Below are 18566 nucleotides of genomic sequence, written 5' to 3' on the forward strand. Positions count from 1 at the left end.
AAATGGACAATGTACGATAAATGGTACATTGTCCGTTTTTTATACTCTTAAAATAACTTTTTTATTTATTTCTCAGCTTCCGGTGTAGCAGTTGCCTCTGCCTCTGTAGAATCTGCTGCAGTAGAATCCTCGGTTGCAGAATCCTCAGCTGCCGGAGTCTCCGTCACATCCGGGTCCGGAGTAGGAGTTGGGGTCTGGATCGTAAAGCTGTGATTATCTGTGATCTTGATCTTCTTGATCAGTTTTGTCTCTTCTTTGATATCCGCTTTCTTTTTCCAGCCATCTGTAGTATCGTTATAGAAATCATCCTTCTTGGTATTTGTCAGAGACTCTTTCTTGCTCTCTGTTGCCGTCTCATCATTCTTGGAATCCAGTCTTACCACATACCATACGGAATCTGTCTTGATGATATCCTCGTTCAGCGCACCCTCATCCAGTTTTCTTAAAGCAGTACGAACCTCATCCGGATAGGTTGTTCCATTGGCTGCACTGTCGTCGCCTTCCTCGTAAGCCGGACATGAACCGGTTGTTGCTGTCATATCTGTGGAAATTTCGTCTCCAAGTGTATTAAAATCTGCAGTTGGATCCTCTTTAACCTTGTCAAAGAATTTCTGGAGATTCTCTTTATTTGTCTTGATATCATCATCGGAAAGATCGTCTCCGCTGACTTTCACGCTTGCATAGCTGAAAGACATCTGCTGATACTCTTTCTCATCCAGCTTCACATCCGCCTTGGCTTCAATGGCATCCTTCATCTTCACATCGTATGTCTCAAGCTCCAGGAAAGTCTTCACCATGTCTTCATCAACTGCAAGCTCCGCAATGGTCTCATCGGAGTTCGCTTCCATAAAGTTCTTGGCTGCTTCCTCAAGTGCCTTCTGCTCATCCTCAGTGATCTCCACATCATACTCGGAAGCGTGCTCTTTCTCCAGGCACATTTTCTCAACAGTCTCAACGGATGTTGTTACCGCATTCTCACCGTAAGTCTCATCGGAATCATCACCCATCTTGGTACTCCAGATAGACATGTCGCTTCCGCCGCCAAGATACATCCTGTACATAGCCTCAGCCTGTGCCTGCTGCATACGTGCCGCAAGACTTACAACACCAAGCGGGATCTCCTGCTTATTCACTGTCACTGCAGTCTTTGTGCCGTCGAGTTTTTTATTTCCGCAGCCTGCCATCATTCCTGCTGCTGTAACGCAGACAAGAGCGGTAACTGCCGCTTTTTTTACTGAATTTTTCATTTCATCCTCCATCTATCCGTCCATAAAAATCACGGTCCGGCTCTTATTCCATAATGCTTAATTATAAACGTTTTCCTCTTTAAGAGCAAGGAATTTCACGAACTTACACGACATTTCACAAATTATCCACATCTCTTCTGGGAAAATGTTTACTCTAACGGCTCTGCCAGTTTTGCCAGCTCTCCCGCGAATTTCATCAGTTCTTCGATCAGTCTTCCCTGTGGAGTCAGGATAAATTTCGGCTCCTGATCCGCCTTAAACTGCAGTCCTCTCCGGTACTGCGCCAGAATCGCAGGAATACCTGCTGGATCCAACTTCGCTTTTTCGTAGAGCGTGATCCGCACATCTTTTCCGAGCTGCTTGATTTCTGTCACATATCCCTGATGAGCAAGGGCCTTCAGTCTTGCAATGGCAAGAAGATTCAGTACTGCTTTCGTCGGCTCACCAAAACGGTCGATCAGCTCTTCCAGCATATCGTCATACTCCTGCTGACTCTCAATACCGGCAATTCGCTTGTAAATATCCAGTTTCTGAAATTCGTTGCTGATGTAGGAATCCGGAATAAATGCATCGATATTAAGATCAATGGTCGTCTCAAAATCATCCATAGTCTGGATTCCCTTAGCCTCCTTGACAGCCTCACTGAGCATTTTGCAGTAAAGGTCATAGCCCACCGCGTTCATATGGCCATGCTGCTGAGCTCCAAGAAGATTTCCTGCTCCACGGAGCTCCAGATCCTTCATGGCGATCTTAAAGCCGCTTCCAAGATCCGAATATTCCCGCATGGCGCTGAGTCGCTTTTCCGCTGTCTCCTGAAGCATCTTATTCTTCGTATACATCAGAAACGCATAGGCAGTACGGTTAGAACGTCCTACACGTCCGCGAAGCTGATACAGCTGAGAAAGACCATATCGGTCGGAATCATGGATGATCATGGTATTTACATTGGAGATATCCAGTCCCGTCTCAATAATGGTAGTGGAAACCAGTACATCCACATCTCCGTTGATAAAATCATACATCACCTGCTCCAGTTCCCTCTGGCTCATCTGACCATGGGCAAAATCCACCCTGGCTTCCGGCACCAGCTTCGATATGCGAAGAGCTACCTCCGCAATATCATTAACCCGATTGTATACATAATAAACCTGGCCGCCACGTCGAAGTTCCCTGCGGATAGCCTCCCGGACAGTCTCCTCATCATATTCCATAACATACGTCTGGATCGGCACACGGTCCATAGGCGGCTCTTCCAGAACACTCATGTCACGGATACCAATGAGACTCATATGAAGAGTTCGGGGAATCGGAGTTGCAGTCAGTGTCAGCACATCCACATCTTTTTTCATCTGCTTGATCTTTTCTTTATGAGTGACACCGAAACGCTGTTCCTCATCAATGATCAGAAGTCCCAGATTCTTAAATTCCACATCTTTGGAAAGAACCCTGTGAGTACCGATCACAATGTCCACCTGGCCTTTTTTGATCCCCTCGATGGTCTTTTTCTGCTGGGCAGAAGTACGGAACCGGCAGAGAAGATCCACTTTCACCGGAAATTCCTTCATACGCTGCACAAAGGTGTTGTAATGCTGTTGGGCAAGAATGGTAGTGGGCACCAGATAAACGACCTGGCGGCTTTCCTGAACTGCCTTAAACGCAGCTCTCAAAGCAACCTCCGTCTTACCGTAACCAACGTCACCACACACAAGACGGTCCATGATCTTGGTACTTTCCATGTCCTTCTTGGTATCCTCGATGGCTGCCAGCTGATCCTCTGTCTCCTCATAAGGAAACATTTCTTCAAATTCCTTCTGCCAGACCGTATCCGGGCCACAGACATAGCCCTCTTTTTCCTGACGGACCGCATAAAGCTCCACCAACTCTTTTGCGATATTTTTAACCGCACCCCGGACACGGCTCTTGGTCTTGTTCCACTCCTGTCCGCCAAGTTTATTCAGCTTGGGTGTTTTTGCATTTTCGGAAGATCCGGAATATTTCTGCAAAGCATCCAACTGAGTTGCCAGGATGTAGAGATTGCTGCCACCACGGTACTCAATCTTGATGTAATCTTTTACAACTCGGTCCACTTCCACTTTTTCGATTCCACGATAAATTCCAAGTCCATGTTTTTCGTGGACAACAAGATCCCCGATGGAAAGCTCCGCAAAATCCTGGATACGGTTTCCACTGTACTTTTTCTTCTTTTTGCGCTTCTTCTGCTCTTTGCCGAAAATGTCTGTTTCCGTCATCACCGCAAATTTGATCAGCGGATACTGGAAACCACGGCGCGCATGGCCATAAACAACCATGATCTCGCCGGGGCTTATGATACGGTCTGTATCCTGGCTGTAAAAAGCATTCAGGCCTTCCTCTGAGAGATCCTTTGCCAGACGCTCTGCCCTTGTCCTGGAACCGGAAAGCAGGGCGATCCGGTACCCCTGGCTTTTATACTGGAGAAGATCTTTTACCAGAAGTTCAAAACTGCTGTTGTAAGAATCCACAGATTTCACCGTGAGATCAAATTCCTCATTGATCTTCCAGCCGGAACGTCTCGGAGAAAGTGCGGACACAGCCACGCAGTTCCGTCTGTTCAGTTTCTTCTGCACTTCCTGAAAACCACAGAGCCACTGTTCCGGAAGATTTGCCTCGCCTTTTTCCTCCCTGTGCATGCGGCTCTGACGGTACTCTTCCTCCACACCTTCGCCGTTTTCTGCCAGATGGTTCAGCTCATCCAGAAACAGCAGTGTTTTTTCTTCCGGAAAATAATCCAGGAAAGATACCATATCCTCGCAGTCCATCTTTTCTGTAGCCGGATAAATGGTGATCTCATCTATATTTTCCAGAGATCTCTGGCTTTCTGCATCAAAACTCCGGATGGAATCGATCTCATCATCCCAGAGTTCAATACGCCATGGATTCTCCTCCGTCAGCGGATAGATATCAATGATCCCTCCCCTCACGGAAAACTGTCCCGGAAGCTCCACCTGGCCAACCCGCTCATATCCCAGATCCACCAGATCTGCTTTCAGCTGATCCAGATCGATCACACTGTCACTTTTAAAATGAAGAAGGCTGCTTTTGATCTTTTCCAGAGGCATCAAAAAATCCATGCATCCGTCTATGCTGGTAACCACCGTCACTTCTTCCTGCTCCAGAAGTGCCCGGATCACACGCATCCGCTGCCGGATCAGAAGATTTCCATGAATGTCTGCCTGAAAAAACAGAAGATCTTTTGCCGGATAAAAATATACATTTTTGTCATAGAAGCGGTAATCCTCATAAATTTCCTTTGCGTTACGTTCATCATCCGCAAGGATCAGATGACATGGAAAAAGCCCGGAAAGTCCATACATCAGATGGACTTTCTGGGACTCCATACATCCGGAAACATTAAGAATTCCGCGGTTTGCGCCACAGCGCTTTTTTATTTCTTCAAACTCTGCAAGGCCCTGCAGAGGCTGCAAAAATGCTTCCATACAAACCTCAATTCTTAGGCTTTTTCCTGTTATACTTATTCATCGCCGCATCCACGCCCTCGGACAGGATCATTTCTACGGCCTCTGCCGCATCATTAATTCCCTCGTCCACAAGCTTGCGGTCGCTGTCCGAAAAATGACCCAGCACAAAATCTGCCAGATCCCAGTCTTTCGGTTTCGCACCAACACCAACACGGATACGGATAAACTTCTCAGTTCCAAGACGACGGATAATATCCTTGATCCCGTTATGTCCGCCTGCACTGCCTTTTTTGCGGATACGAAGCTGTCCCGGTTCCAGATCGATATCATCGTAGATCACGATCAGCTCTGTCTCCGGATCGATCTTGAAATAGCTGGACATCTCCTGAATCGGACCGCCGCTTAAATTCATATAGGAAAGCGGTTTCATCAGAATGGCTTTTTCACCGCCGATGATGCTTTTTCCATACATGGCATTAAATTTTACGCCGCCCTGTGGGATATTATGCTTCTCCACAAGGCAGTCGATGGTGTCAAATCCCATGTTATGGCGGGTAGCCTCATACTGCTTTCCCGGATTTCCCAAACCTGCAATTAAATACATAAAAACTCCTCAGTTAGTTGAAATATACCATCTCATCAGCAAGAGGCTCGCACACTTCCACATGCTCTGCATAAAGTACAATACCCTCTCCCTGATATTCCATTCTCTTCTCAAAAGCAACCTTCGCGGTAACTTCCACCCACTGTCCTTCTGCAATCTTCGGGGCAAAAGCGCTTTTGCAGATATATCCCAGGAATGTGGTATCATCTGCACAACATGTCATGGCTGTTCTTCCTGGAACAAAGAATTTGCTTCCCATTCCACGCGGTTTCAGGGCACGTGCCTTGAAATGGACAGTTTTTCCGACGTAACGGTCCGGATGATCCATGGAATCTACAAACCAGATGCCGTAATCCTCCGGAAGGATATCGATCACCGGTGCATCAATATCAAACGGCATCTCATCTTCAAAAAGATCACCAAGCTCGCCTTCTTCATCCTCAAAGATGATCTCTGCACGCTGGTTTACCACCTTGATGCTTCTTCTGTAGGAAGGAAGCGGATCCTCTTCCTGACAGCGGTTAAAGATAACCATATCTGCATTACGGACCATGTCCATAAAAAGGGACTTCATGTTGGCCATATAAACCTGGAATGTGCTGGCATCCACACAGGTAATGTGCTGTTCCACACCCCAGCCCGCCGGTTTTTCCATCTCTTCAAACTTGCTTACCAGCCACATGCCATTGTACTCAATGATCACACGCTCCGGCTGATGCAGGATATCCATTGCCGCAAGTCTCTCCGGTGTCAGTTCTTCCTCGCTGTCGATAACCTCCACAACGGTGTTGCTCTTTTTCAGGGCTTCCTCATCATACTCCTCTTCTCCTTCTTCGCAGAGGATAAGAAGTGTTTTTCCCTCAACCTGAAAATAATCCTGCTGCAGGGTAAAGCTCAGGAAAGAGGTCTTGCCACTTTCCAGAAAACCTGTGATCAGATAAATGGGAACTTTGATCTCTTCCATAAATTTATCCTGTAAGATACTATCCGTTAATCCGGACAGTATCCATTTCCTTTCTGTAATATAAAATCTGAAAAATTTCTCTTATGTTCTGTTTTTATGCGATTCCAAAAAGCTCTTCCAGAGCATGCTCGTCAAGTTTGGAACCGATCACGCACAGACGGCCTGTATATTCCGGTGCGCCCTCACGGATCTCGGTTTCTTCCGGAACCATATCAAAATAGATCCATGTTCCGTCCTCTGCCGGAAGCATTCCTTTTGCACGGAGGATGATACCATATTTGTCAGACTCGGAAAGTGCCTCAAGGATCTTCTCAAGTCCCTCACGTGTGAATTTTTTAATTGTCTCACGGCCCCAGCTTGTGAAGACCTCATCTGCATGATGGTGATGATGGTCATGTCCACAGCCGCACTCACCGTCGTGGTGATGATGGTGCTCATGGTCATGATCATGGCCGCAGCCACACTCGCCGTCATGGTCGTGATGATGATGCTCGTGCTCGTCATGGTCGTGGTCATGGCCGCAGCCGCACTCCTCGTCATGGTGATGATGGTGCTCATGCTCCTCGTGATCATGGTCATGGCCGCAGCCACACTCGTCATCATGATGATGGTGATGATGCTCATGCTCTTCCTCAAGCATTTCCTGCTCCAGAGATACCGGATGCTCCATAACCTCTACCAGTTTCTTTCCGTCAAGGTTCTCAATCGGAGTTGTGATGATGGCTGCATCTTTATTCAGACTGCGAAGAAGCTCCAGGGACTCCTGAACTTTCTTCTCAGTTGCGATATCTGTACGGCTCATGATGATGGCGCCTGCATACTGGATCTGATTGTCAAAGAACTCACCGAAGTTCTTCATGTACATCTTGCATTTTTTTGCATCAACAACAGTTGTATAGCTGTTCAGTTTGATGTCAACCTCATCCTGAACACCCTGTACAGCTTTGATAACGTCAGAAAGTTTACCAACTCCGGATGGCTCGATGAGGATTCTGTCCGGGTTGTATTTGGTAACAACTTCTTTCAGGGAAGTACCGAAATCTCCAACCAGTGAGCAGCAGATACATCCGGAATTCATCTCACGGATCTGGATTCCGGCCTCTTTCAGGAAACCACCGTCAATACCGATCTCACCAAACTCGTTCTCGATCAGTACGACCTGCTCACCCTGAAATCCGTCTTTCAGAAGTTTTTTGATCAGAGTTGTTTTTCCGGCACCAAGGAAACCGGAGATAATATCAATTTTTACCATTTTGTATACACTCCTTTTAACGTAGTTTGACCAGGAAGTGTTTATACCCCCTGGTTGTATCCTGTTATGATCATGATGGAAGAGAAAAATTCTTGTTTCTCTCTCTGTTATCATTATATCCATTTTGTAAAACAGACATTCGTGTTCTGTTTTGCATCCAGATTAAGACAGGGATGTGAAAAGCTCACATCCCTGAAAATCGTTCCTCTTATCAGCCGTTGATCATAAAGCTCATAAGTTTGTCGATATCCTCTTTCTCTGCTGCAACGATCTCAAGCTCCGGGATCTCACCAGCGGAAAAGATGTTTGCAAGAGATACATACTGGGAAAGCTTGGATTTCAGGTTCAGTCTGTCTCCCTCTCCTGTTACAAGCTCTACTCTGCCCTTGCAGCTGTCAATTACCTCAAAAAATTTATCAATATCTGTAATATGTGTTACTTTCATTTTAAAAATCTCCTTTCTTATTAAAGGGCTGTTCTTAACTCTTTCCGTTAGATTATACCCCAGTGTTTTTAAAAAAGCAATCCCTGCCGGGCAAAAACACTTCACAGATATTCTCTACGGATCTATATATATTTCGTCATATTTCTTCAATTTCAACGGTACAGTCTTTTCTTCCTTTGTTCCATTTCATGAGATAAACCTTAAATCCCAGAGAATCTCTGGCAATGGTAAACGGTTCTTCCCTGAGTACTTCCGACTCTGTTCCCTGTTTTTTCAGTTCTGCCTGTTTTCCCCGGGCTTTTTCCACCAGAACTTTCAACTGTTCATCCGCTTCTTTTCCAAAAGAACGATCTCCGTATCCGGCAGAAGCTTCCTGCAGTTTCCCGGAAAGGCACATTGTCACCTGGATGTGTTTCGTGCGGTGAAGCATTCCTGCCAGCTTCCGTGCTATCCATTTAAACGGAAATCTCCGATAGATCCCCAGCCATCTGACAAAAGTGCGGTCTCCCGCCTCACGTGCAATCTCTTTCATTACCGAAACAGCTCTTTCTGAAGGGATCCACGGCTCTTCCCTGGGCACAATATATTTCTCCGGAACAGCCGGATAACAGCAGTAGTTCAGAGGTGGGAACTCCACCAGTGCGGAAAGCTTCTCCTCCAGAGCATTGCAGCTGTCCCCGCCAATATAATCATATTTGTCACGCAGGATCGCCAGACGGTACTCCAGCTGCCGCAGATATTCATATCCTTCCACCCAGAAATGTCCGATCTGACTGTAATCGTAGAGATGTTTTTCCAGAGACAAAGTTTCAAAAAACAAAGTCACCACCGAATCATCCTGGTGGACCACAAGGATATATTCTCTCCCCTGCCGGCTTAAATCTGCCAGGATCTCGCCCTCGTAATCCGGTTTGTATACACCTGTCATACGGGCATTTCCAAAAACAAGAAAGCTTTCTACCGCATCATTCATAAGATACACAAGACGGATTTCGCCGTTTTTTACATAAGAATCCACTCTGTACATATTGTCATCGGACTTTTCCGCAATTGCTTCCGAAAAAGCACTTTCTGATCCTGCTTTCTGATCCTGCGGATCTTTCTCATCATTCACTGCCACCAGTTCAAACTGATCTTCTCCAAGCAGCTCTGCAAGCTTCTGAAAGGTATCTGGCAGCTCTTCAAAGGCCTTCTCTGAGACATATCTCTCCGGTGCTGTTTTTCCTGCAGTATTATTTCCAGTATCCATCAATTACCTCTTTATTCAGTTTCTCCCCAATAACGATCATGATCTCCTGTCCCAGCTTTGCCGGCCGGATGCAGATCTCATGGCGGGTAGCATTCAGCTCCAGCCACTGTCCATCTTCTTTTCTGAGAAAACCTTTTACGCGAAAAACATCTCCGCAGGATGGATCATTCAGAATCCTTTCTGCAGTTTCATGAAGTTCCTCCTCGCTTTTATGAACGTTCATAAAAAACAGAGAATCAAATCCACCGCCTTCCGCATAGGATTCCTTCACATAAGCTTCTGACACATATCCACAATTCAGGATCTTTTCCAGGTCTGCGTCCGTAAGATCATTCCAGTTTCCGGTGAGGATCTCACTGTCCAGACAGCGCCTGCACTGGATCTGGCCAAGTGCACGGTTGAGATGCTCTTTTGTGCTGCTGATCTCTTCCACCGTGGCTTCCTGGCTCCTGCTCAGTAATACATAGCCTGCATCTGCCACCTCGGAAGCCAGCAGATAATCTGCTTCCGCAGAAAGATCCTCTGACAGCTTCGCATCCACAATGGCGATCACATTTCCGATCTCATACCATTTATCCAGCGGTTCCTCATGGAGGGCGTCAAAGAACTCATCCACATCAAAGATTCCGGATGGTTCTACGATGACACGGTCGTAACCGCACATTCCCATAGCGATCAGCTTTGTCTTAAATCGCCGTCTGTGACAGTCCGCATCACAACCGCCGGAAACCATCTCCAACTCACAGTTGTCACCCATTAGATCCTGAAGCAGCATCATATCCACATTCACTGCCCCGAAATCATTTTCCAGGATACCAATGTTCATGCCTTTTTTCAGAAGATAGGAGGCATATTTTTTTATAAATGTTGTCTTCCCGGATCCGAGAAATCCGGTTATCAGATCAATTTTTATCATATTTCTTCCTTTACACCAGTTTACAACTTTATAAACGATAGACTTGCCAACGAATCCGCTGTTTTAAAGCCTTTGTCATAGCATTTGTAGCAGAATCAATCCTTGCATAGGAACATGCATAATAAAATACAGTCAGTGATTTCTCTGTTATTCCGGATAAAAAATACTGATACAGAAACCGGATGAAATGTGCAGATTTATCATGTTAAATGCCTTTAAATATAGAAAAACAGCGAATAAACGAATTGTTTACTCGCTGTAAAAGAACCCCTTAACATAATATCATCCTTATCTAAATGACATTAAAGCCTTTGGGCCTTCTTTTTTCATATTGCATCCATTCTTATCAGGCGCTTATTTTACCATCCAAATGGAAAAAAATGAAAACTTCTTGCGCATGCTACTTCAATAGAATAGTTGGCAAATTGCTGTATGTTGGAGCCTTCCACTGCTTGCCATCCCAAGTCATCTGATAAGTAATCTTTGGCTTAATAGCAGCATGTACCTTACCGAATTCCTTTGAATAAGCTTTTGCATATGATTTAGTAGATACAGAAATTTTACAAACGTAGTTGTTACCTTTCTTTTCTACCTTACCAATAGTAACTGTTTTTGGAAGTTGATGCATAAATCTAGCTTTATGGAAAAAACTTCTCTTCGTACATTTAACCATATAGCCCATTGGAAGTTTGTTAGCTTTTGGTGCTGCCGGAACTACTTCTTTTTTACATTTCACTTTAATTTCCGGAAGTTGTGTCATTTCTGGTGCTTTCCACTGCTTGCCATCCCAAGTCATCTGATAAGTAATCTTTGGCTTAATAGCAGCATGTACCTTACCGAATTCCTTTGAATAAGCTTTTGCATATGATTTAGTAGATACAGAAATTTTACAAACGTAGTTGTTACCTTTCTTTTCTACCTTACCAATAGTAACTGTTTTTGGAAGTTGATGCATAAATCTAGCTTTATGGTAAAAACTTCTCTTCATACATTTAACCATATAGCCCATTGGAAGTTTGTTAGCTTCTGGTGCTGCCGGAACTACTTCTTTTTCACATTTCACTTTAATTTCCGGAAGTTGTGTCATTTCTGGTGCTTTCCATTCTGTGCCTGTCCAGGTCATATTGTATGTGATGTTTTTTTCAACTGCTGTATGTGTTTTATTAGTAGCTTTTGAATATTTTTCTGCATACGCATTTGTTGCAATTGTAATCGGGCATACATAACTGCCGTCGCTGTCTTTCACTTTTCCGATTGTGAATGTATCATTTATAAGATCCATCTGTACTGAATCATGATTTTCACAGGATACAATATAACTTGTTGGAATCTGAGTTGCTTCTGGTGCTGCCGGAACTACTTCTTTTTCACATTTCACTTTAATTTCCGGAAGTTGTGTCATTTCTGGTGCTTTCCATTCTGTGCCTGTCCAGGTCATATTGTATGTGATGTTTTCTTCAACTGCTGTATGTGTTTTATTAGTAGCTGTTGAATATTTTTCTGCATACGCATTTGTTGCAATTGTAATCGGGCATACATAACTGCCGTCGCTGTCTTCCACTTTTCCGATTGTGAATGTATCATTTATAAGATCCATCTGTACTGGACCATGATCTTCACAGTATACCATATAACTTGTTGGAATCTGAGTTGCTTCTGGTGCTGCCGGAACTACTTCTTTTTCACATTTCACGTTAATTACCGGAAGTTGTGTCATTTCTGGTGCTTTCCATTCTGTGCCTGTCCAGGTCATATTGTATGTGATGTTTTCTTCAACTGCTGTATGTGTTTTATTAGTAGCTGTTGAATATTTTTCTGCATACGCATTTGTTGCAATTGTAATCGGGCATACATAACTGCCGTCGCTGTCTTCCACTTTTCCGATTGTGAATGTATCATTTATAAGATCCATCTGTACTGGACCATGATCTTCACAGTATACCATATAACTTGTTGGAATCTGAGTTGCTCCTGGCTGCTCTGGTGTAATGACTTGTTGATTCTCGATCTCCGTGCCATCTTCAGTAGCATAAGCCGTTGTTGGAATCTGAGTTGCTTCTGGCTGCTCTGGTGTAATGACTTGTTGATTCTCGATCTCCGTGCCATCTTCAGTAGCATAAGCCGTTGTTGGAAGCATTCCTACTGTAATTGTCATACAGATTAAAGTACTCAGTAACTTCTTTTTCTTCATTTTCTTCCTCCTTATAAAGTTTCAAAATCTTGAATCCCTATTCTATCTCTCTCTATTTTTATACCATACTTAAACATAGAAATAGGTTCTGTTTAGTGCAGATTTATCTTTTGTTACCCTTTAATTTTAGCACCGCAAATTATTTTTGTCTACCCTAACGGTAAAAATTCTACAAGCGTTACTGATTGTTTGTTACTGTTCACTCCGTTCTCGGTAACGATTGTTTTTAGAGGTAATTACTTTGATGATACATACTGTATTCTTTCTCCAGTTCTTTATAAAGCTGCATACAGTTCAAGTATTACTTTTTATATTTTTTTGTTCTAATCAATGTGCTCTTACTAATACCTGTCATTTGGCAAACTTGCCTGTAAGAATGATTCTCCAATAAATCAAGTGCATGATTAATCTGTTGCCTTGAATATTTCTTCGGTCTACCTTCTGTAAATTCCGGATTCTGCTTTGCAATAGCCTTTCCTTCCTGCGTACGCTCTACGATCATATCACGCTCAAACTCTGCAAATGAAAATAATATATTTCTAATCAGCTTTCCGGTAGGTGTACTATCCATAATTCCGATATTCAGAATATGCACTATAATGTCCTTCTTCAGAAGCGCTTCAATTAGCTCTGTACCCTGGGATGCACTTCTGGCAATTCGATCTAACTTAGTTACAATCAATGTATCACCTGGTTGAATCACTTCCAGCAGTTTATCAAGTTCCGGACGATGTGATTTTGTACCTGTAAAAGCATCGGAATATATCTTTTGTGCACCAGCAGCCTTTAAAGCAGCTTCCTGTGCTTCCAGACTGTTTCCATCTTTCGCTTGACTCTTCGTAGGCACTCTACTGTATCCATAAATCATAGATTTTCTCCCTTTCTTAGTGGTCCTAAGTTATGACACCGATCTATGCCTTGATTTTACGTCATCCTTAAAATGGTGTCAATACTTTTAGGTTATGATTCCACACTATGTTTAATCATACATAATAACTCATCTTTTCTTGTGAAAAACTTTATCCATTATAAATAAAGGCATATACGGAAACTATCATAATCGAAATTCATCTGAAAATATCGAGAAAAAAATTTTTTTCATCCCACGTTATGACAAAATTTTTATTTTAAATAGTGTATACACCACTTTACAACTTTTTCATAAAAAAATATCGTACAGGGCTTTCTGATGTATAATGAGTTTGACCAAAACATTACAAAGGAAAGTGACCCTGTACGATAAAATTATTATACAACGAAAATACACTGATTAGTAGATTTCATCAATATTTTTTGATTTATTTTGAAACTTTTTCTGTTCCGCTCGGTTATCGCATGTGGCAGAAAAAAGAATCTAAACTGGAACTGGCAGCATCTATGATCCGACAGGTTATGCCTGAATTTCAAAGCAAAGATCATGTCATCATCCTTTGTGACAGCTGGTATACAAAACAGAACCTGGTATCCATCGTTGATAAATATTCAAATCTGGATCTAATTGGTAATGCAAGGATTGATTCTGTCATGTATGATCTTGCACCTGTACGTACCGGTCGCCGGGGACGTCCAGCCAAACATGGAAAACATCTTTCTGTTGAGACAGATTTTATGTTGTCTAATGAAAAGATCGGTGATTATTATACTGGTGTCCACAGAGTTCTCACTAAGATTTTCGGCAACAGGGAAGTCCTTGTCTATGTCACTACTGCTGAAAAAGAGCATGGTACAAAACGTCTATTCTTTAGCACTGTTTTTCCAGAAAATCTGCAGATTTTCTGTGCCTGGCAGGAAAAAGCACCATTGAACCAGACTAGAAGTGACCGTATGAAATACATTCCACTGTTATTATACTCGTTTCGCTGGAATATTGAAACGAGCTACTATGAACAGAAAACATTCTGGTCTTTTTGTAGTTATATGGTGCGAAACTGCAAAGGAATTGAAATGCTGGTCAATCTGATCAACATTAGTTATTGTGCCATGAAGATTCTGCCCTATCAAAACGAACATTTTTCTGAGTACCGCACAAAAAGCGTGCAGGAGTTTCGTTTTGAATTGAGTCAGGGCATTCGCAATCAGATATTTTTTGCCACTTTCGTGAAAAATATCGAAACACATATAAAATCAAATGCTATGACAAAGGCTTTAAAACAGCTGGTTTGTCAGCAAGTCTATCATTTATAAAGTTGTAAACTGGTGTTCCTTTACTTTATCTCAATAATACTCCTGTCCGGCAGACACCGGACTGTTACCAGTATATAATCTTTTGCCCACAAAGAAAAGAGGCGGCCCTGAAAAATCTTCTCAGAACTGCCTCTTTCCGGCTATTTTACCCTTTTATGATTATGTATGAAGATTACTTTGTAAACAGATCTACCAGATCCTGGCCATCGTCATAGCCCTGATCTTTCAGCTCCTGAACAAACCACTCATCTACGCCGTCTACCGCTTCTTTGAAGGAATCGATATCCATGTCATCTTTCTCTGTGAAAGTCACACCGTTTTTGTCTGCCCAGCGTGCTTTGATCTCATCATCGCTGGAACGGTTGATATAACGCTCATACTCTACGGCTTTCTGGCCGCACTCATCAACAACAGCCTGCTGCTCCGGTGTCAGTGCATCGTAAACATCCTGGTTGATACAGAAGAACAGACAGTCATAGATGGCATCCCACATGGAGCAGTATGGCTGTACCTCCTGTACACTGGCTGCATCGATGGCAGGCAACGGATTCTCCTCGCCCTCTACCGTATTCTGCTGAAGTGCTGTGTAAGTCTCGGACCAGTTCATATTTGTGGCATCTGCGCCCCATCTTTTATAGCACTCCATAAGAAGATTAGAGCCGGCTACACGAACCTTCAGATTCTTCATATCATCTACAGATTTTACCTCATGCTTGCTGTTTGTCAGCTCACGGAAACCGTTCTCTGCAATACCCATGCAGTGGAGTCCGTAGCCGTTAAGGATCTCCTTCAGCTTATCTCCGGCCTCGCCGTCAAACTTCGCATCTGCATCATCATAGGAATCATAAATGAACGGCAGGGATACCACATTAAATCTCGGGTCAAATGCAGAGTAGATCAGATTGGAATGCATGGAGATCTGTACCGGATCTCCGTTCATCAGTGCCTGGATTCCCTCGGACTGGTTTCCGTTTGTCAGCTGATCCGCTGCGTAAATGTTAACCTTGACCTTTCCTCCTGTAGCTTTTTCCATAAGCTCACCGAACTTACGTCCTCCGTCAGCCCAGGTGCTTGTCTCTGTTGTGGAGCATGCAAAGTTCCAGGTTGTCTCAGGCCAGTTCAGATCACTGTAATCCTCCACGGTATCTACAGAATCCTCTGTAAAAAGATCTACCAGATCCTGTGCATCGTCATAGCCTGCACTCTTAAGCTCGTTTACAAACCAGTCGTCGATTCCGTCTACTGCTTTCTTGAAGGAATCGATATCCATATCCTCTTTCTTTGTAAAGGTCACACCGTTGCTCTTCTCCCAGCGGCTCATGATCTCTTCGTCGCCGGAACGGTTGATATAACGCTCATACTCAACAGCCTTCTGGCCTGCCTCATCAACAACCTGCTGCTGTTCCGGTGTCAGGCTTTCATAAATATCCTGGTTGATGCAGAAGAACAGACAGTCATAGATTGCATCCCACATGGAGCAGTACGGCTGTACCTCCTGTACGCTGGCTGCGTCGATAGCCGGCAACGGGTTCTCCTCGCCCTCTACCGTGTTCTGCTGAAGTGCTGTGTAGGTCTCGGACCAGTTCATATTTGTAGCATCTGCGCCCCATCTCTTATAGCATTCCATGAGAAGATTGGAACCGGCCACACGAACCTTCAGGTTCTTCATGTCGTCTACAGTTTTTACTTCATGCTTGCTGTTTGTCAGCTCACGGAAACCGTTCTCTGCGATTCCCATACAGTGAAGTCCGTACTCACCAAGGATTTCTTTCAGCTTTTCTCCGGCCTCACCATCAAATTTTGCATCTGCGTCATCGTAAGAATCATAGATAAACGGCAGGGATACTACATTGAATCTCGGGTCAAATGCAGAGTAGATCAGATTGGAATGCATGGAGATCTGTACCGGGTCTCCGTTCATCAGTGCCTGGATTCCCTCGGACTGATTTCCGTTTGTCAGCTGGTCTGCTGCATAAATATTAACCTTGACTTTTCCGCCGGTTGCTTTTTCCATAAGCTCACCGAATTTACGTCCGCCGTCAGCCCAGGTACTTGTCTCCGTTGTAGAGCATGCGAAGTTCCATGTCATCTCCGGCCAGTCAAGATCACTGTAATCTGCGATGGTATTAAAGGAATCACTTCCGTCTCCGGCATCCTTGGAGCTCTGGCTTCCTGTGTCAGAAGACTGGTCTCCTGTATAGGAGCCCTCTTTTGCAAGCGCCTTCGGAAGAGCTGTGGAAACAGCCGGAATATAAGTGATGATCAGAAGAACTGCAACGGATGCAGCGATCATCGGCATAACTGCTCTGGAGATCTGCTGAAGAGTAACCTCCAGACCTTTTTTGATCTTGATACTGATGGCAACGAAAAGGTTTACACCTACAGGAGGTGTTACCTGTCCGATCGCAAGGTTAACTGTTGCCATAACACCGAATGCTACCACATCATAGCCCAGAGCCTTACATACCGGAAGCATGATCGGTATAAAAATATACATCGCAGAGTTTGCATCGATGAAGCATCCTGCGATCAGGAAAATGATGTTTACGATCAGAAGGAAGGTAAACTGATTATGTGCAATGCTGGCAAGAAGCTCAGATGCCGCATTTGCAATACCAAACTTGGTACATACAAAAGAGAACAGGGAAGCACTTGCTACGATCAGCATGATTCCGCCGGTTGTCTTTGCAGAATCCACAAGAATGTCAAACAGATCTTTGAGCTTAACCTCACGGTAGATCACCATACCAACAAACAGACCGTAAACAACAGATACGGCTGCAGCCTCAGTTGGTGTAAAAATACCACCGTAAATTCCTCCGAGGATGATAACCGGCATCAGGAATCCCCAGAATGCATCTTTAAATGTAGCCCAGCGCTCTTTTGCAGAAGCTTTTTCACGGGATGGCTGAATGTTATGTTTCTTTGCCTCGATCATAACGATGATCACAAGAGCAACACCCATCAGAAGTCCCGGAACGATACCAGCCATGAACATATCTGCAATAGATACACCTGTGATGGAAGCGTATACAACGAATGCGATACTCGGCGGTATGACAATGGCGATGGAACTGGAGGTTGCCATCAATGCCGTGGAAAACGGTGCGGAGAAACCGCCCTGCTCAACCATAGCCGGGATCAGAACTGCTCCAAGTGCCGCAACCGTTGCAGGACCGGAACCGGAGATCGCTCCGAAGAAGCAGGCTACGATAACACATACAATGGCGATACCGCCCTTTTTATGTCCTACGCAGGTATCTACGAAGTTGATCAGTCGTTTGGAAATACCGGCTTTTGCCATGATGTTTCCGGACAGAACGAAGAACGGGATGGCAAGAAGCAGGAATTTACTGATTCCGGAGTACATATTTGTAGCTACGATCGTCAGAGATGTGCCGGAATAAAGGATGGCACATACAGATGACAGACCTAAGCAGATCGCAATGGGAAGTCCCAGGATCAGGAAAATAAAGAAGGAGATAAATAAGATTGCACTGATCATTTATTTGTCCTCCTTTTCATCATCTTTTTTCAGGCAGAAGTCCAGACAGTACTCAATAAAATGAAGGATCATACAGACTGCTCCGATCGGTACGAAGGACCAGAAAATCCACTCCGGCCAGTTCAGTACGAAAGTTCTCTTGCCGTTTGCCAGCTGTGTAAGAACTTTGTCCATTCCGTATTTAAACAGGATTGCGGAAAAAACAATGCTGAGAACCGTGATCAGGATCACAGATGGTTTTTCCAGTTTTTTCGGAAGACGGTCTGTAAACAATGTCAGACTTACCAGTCCTCCTTTTTCGCGGCAGGCAAGTGCTGCTGCCAGAAGTGTGATGAGAACAAACACCGCTACAACAAGCTCTTCTGTAAAAGACCATGAGCGGTGGATGACCTTACGGGAAAATACATTTCCCACAGTCAGCACAAGGATCAGCAGTGTGGAAATGACCAGTACGATTTTTTCTACTGCTGCAAGTGCGTTCATGAGTTTTTTGTACACTTTCATACTCTTTCCCCTTTTGTGTATTTTTTCCGGTTTCAGACCATTACCCC

The 18566-nt window shown here is 44.1% G+C and carries 13 protein-coding genes; 1 reads left to right on the plus strand and 12 read right to left on the minus strand.

Going from position 1 to position 18566, the window contains the following annotated elements:
* Positions 1 to 65 precede the first annotated feature (65 nt).
* The 10 genes from KQI39_RS02810 to KQI39_RS02855 form a co-directional block, all read right to left on the minus strand.
* The gene (locus tag KQI39_RS02810; protein WP_216416283.1) at positions 66 to 1247 is read right to left on the minus strand and encodes an FKBP-type peptidylprolyl isomerase; all 1182 of its coding nucleotides are present in this window, start codon (positions 1245 to 1247) and stop codon (positions 66 to 68) included.
* 149 nt (positions 1248 to 1396) lie between these two features.
* Positions 1397 to 4723: a transcription-repair coupling factor gene (mfd, locus tag KQI39_RS02815; RefSeq protein WP_118062310.1), complete on the minus strand. Its 3327-nt coding sequence runs from the start codon at positions 4721 to 4723 to the stop codon at positions 1397 to 1399.
* A 7-nt stretch (positions 4724 to 4730) separates the two neighbouring features.
* Positions 4731 to 5309, minus strand: a complete 579-nt coding sequence (gene pth, locus KQI39_RS02820; protein ID WP_021977127.1) for an aminoacyl-tRNA hydrolase — start codon at positions 5307 to 5309, stop codon at positions 4731 to 4733.
* A 13-nt stretch (positions 5310 to 5322) separates the two neighbouring features.
* Positions 5323 to 6273 carry a TIGR03943 family putative permease subunit gene (locus KQI39_RS02825; protein ID WP_021977126.1) on the minus strand — a complete coding sequence of 317 codons (951 nt, stop codon included), beginning with the start codon at positions 6271 to 6273 and terminating at the stop codon, positions 5323 to 5325.
* A gap of 94 nt (positions 6274 to 6367) precedes the next feature.
* On the minus strand, positions 6368 to 7525 hold the full coding sequence (locus KQI39_RS02830; protein WP_216416284.1) for a CobW family GTP-binding protein: 1158 nt from the start codon (positions 7523 to 7525) through the stop codon (positions 6368 to 6370).
* 211 nt (positions 7526 to 7736) lie between these two features.
* Positions 7737 to 7970 carry a hypothetical protein gene (locus KQI39_RS02835; protein WP_044962326.1) on the minus strand — a complete coding sequence of 78 codons (234 nt, stop codon included), beginning with the start codon at positions 7968 to 7970 and terminating at the stop codon, positions 7737 to 7739.
* A gap of 136 nt (positions 7971 to 8106) precedes the next feature.
* Positions 8107 to 9219: a DUF3878 family protein gene (locus KQI39_RS02840; protein WP_216416286.1), complete on the minus strand. Its 1113-nt coding sequence runs from the start codon at positions 9217 to 9219 to the stop codon at positions 8107 to 8109.
* On the minus strand, positions 9203 to 10135 hold the full coding sequence (locus tag KQI39_RS02845) for a GTP-binding protein (protein ID WP_216416288.1): 933 nt from the start codon (positions 10133 to 10135) through the stop codon (positions 9203 to 9205). Before KQI39_RS02845 ends, KQI39_RS02840 begins: the two co-directional genes overlap by 17 nt.
* 400 nt (positions 10136 to 10535) lie before the next feature.
* Positions 10536 to 12326 (minus strand): hypothetical protein, encoded by a 1791-nt coding sequence (locus KQI39_RS02850; RefSeq protein WP_216416290.1) that lies wholly within the window; start codon positions 12324 to 12326, stop codon positions 10536 to 10538.
* Between the two features lie 301 nt (positions 12327 to 12627).
* Positions 12628 to 13194: a recombinase family protein gene (locus tag KQI39_RS02855; protein ID WP_216416293.1), complete on the minus strand. Its 567-nt coding sequence runs from the start codon at positions 13192 to 13194 to the stop codon at positions 12628 to 12630.
* A 425-nt stretch (positions 13195 to 13619) separates the two neighbouring features.
* Here KQI39_RS02855 and KQI39_RS02860 point away from each other — a divergent pair, with 425 nt between their 5' ends.
* Positions 13620 to 14510 (plus strand): IS701 family transposase, encoded by an 891-nt coding sequence (locus KQI39_RS02860; protein WP_442860753.1) that lies wholly within the window; start codon positions 13620 to 13622, stop codon positions 14508 to 14510.
* A 172-nt stretch (positions 14511 to 14682) separates the two neighbouring features.
* On the opposite strand, the gene KQI39_RS02865 is transcribed toward KQI39_RS02860, so the two are convergent.
* Together KQI39_RS02865 and KQI39_RS02870 are read right to left on the minus strand one after the other, a co-directional pair.
* Positions 14683 to 18015, minus strand: a complete 3333-nt coding sequence (locus KQI39_RS02865) for a TRAP transporter large permease subunit (RefSeq protein ID WP_216416295.1) — start codon at positions 18013 to 18015, stop codon at positions 14683 to 14685.
* The gene (locus KQI39_RS02870; RefSeq protein ID WP_118062304.1) at positions 18016 to 18519 is read right to left on the minus strand and encodes a TRAP transporter small permease; all 504 of its coding nucleotides are present in this window, start codon (positions 18517 to 18519) and stop codon (positions 18016 to 18018) included.
* Positions 18520 to 18566 lie beyond the last annotated feature (47 nt).

This window comes from Blautia sp. MSJ-36, assembly GCF_018917985.1.
Taxonomy (GTDB): domain Bacteria; phylum Bacillota; class Clostridia; order Lachnospirales; family Lachnospiraceae; genus Blautia_A.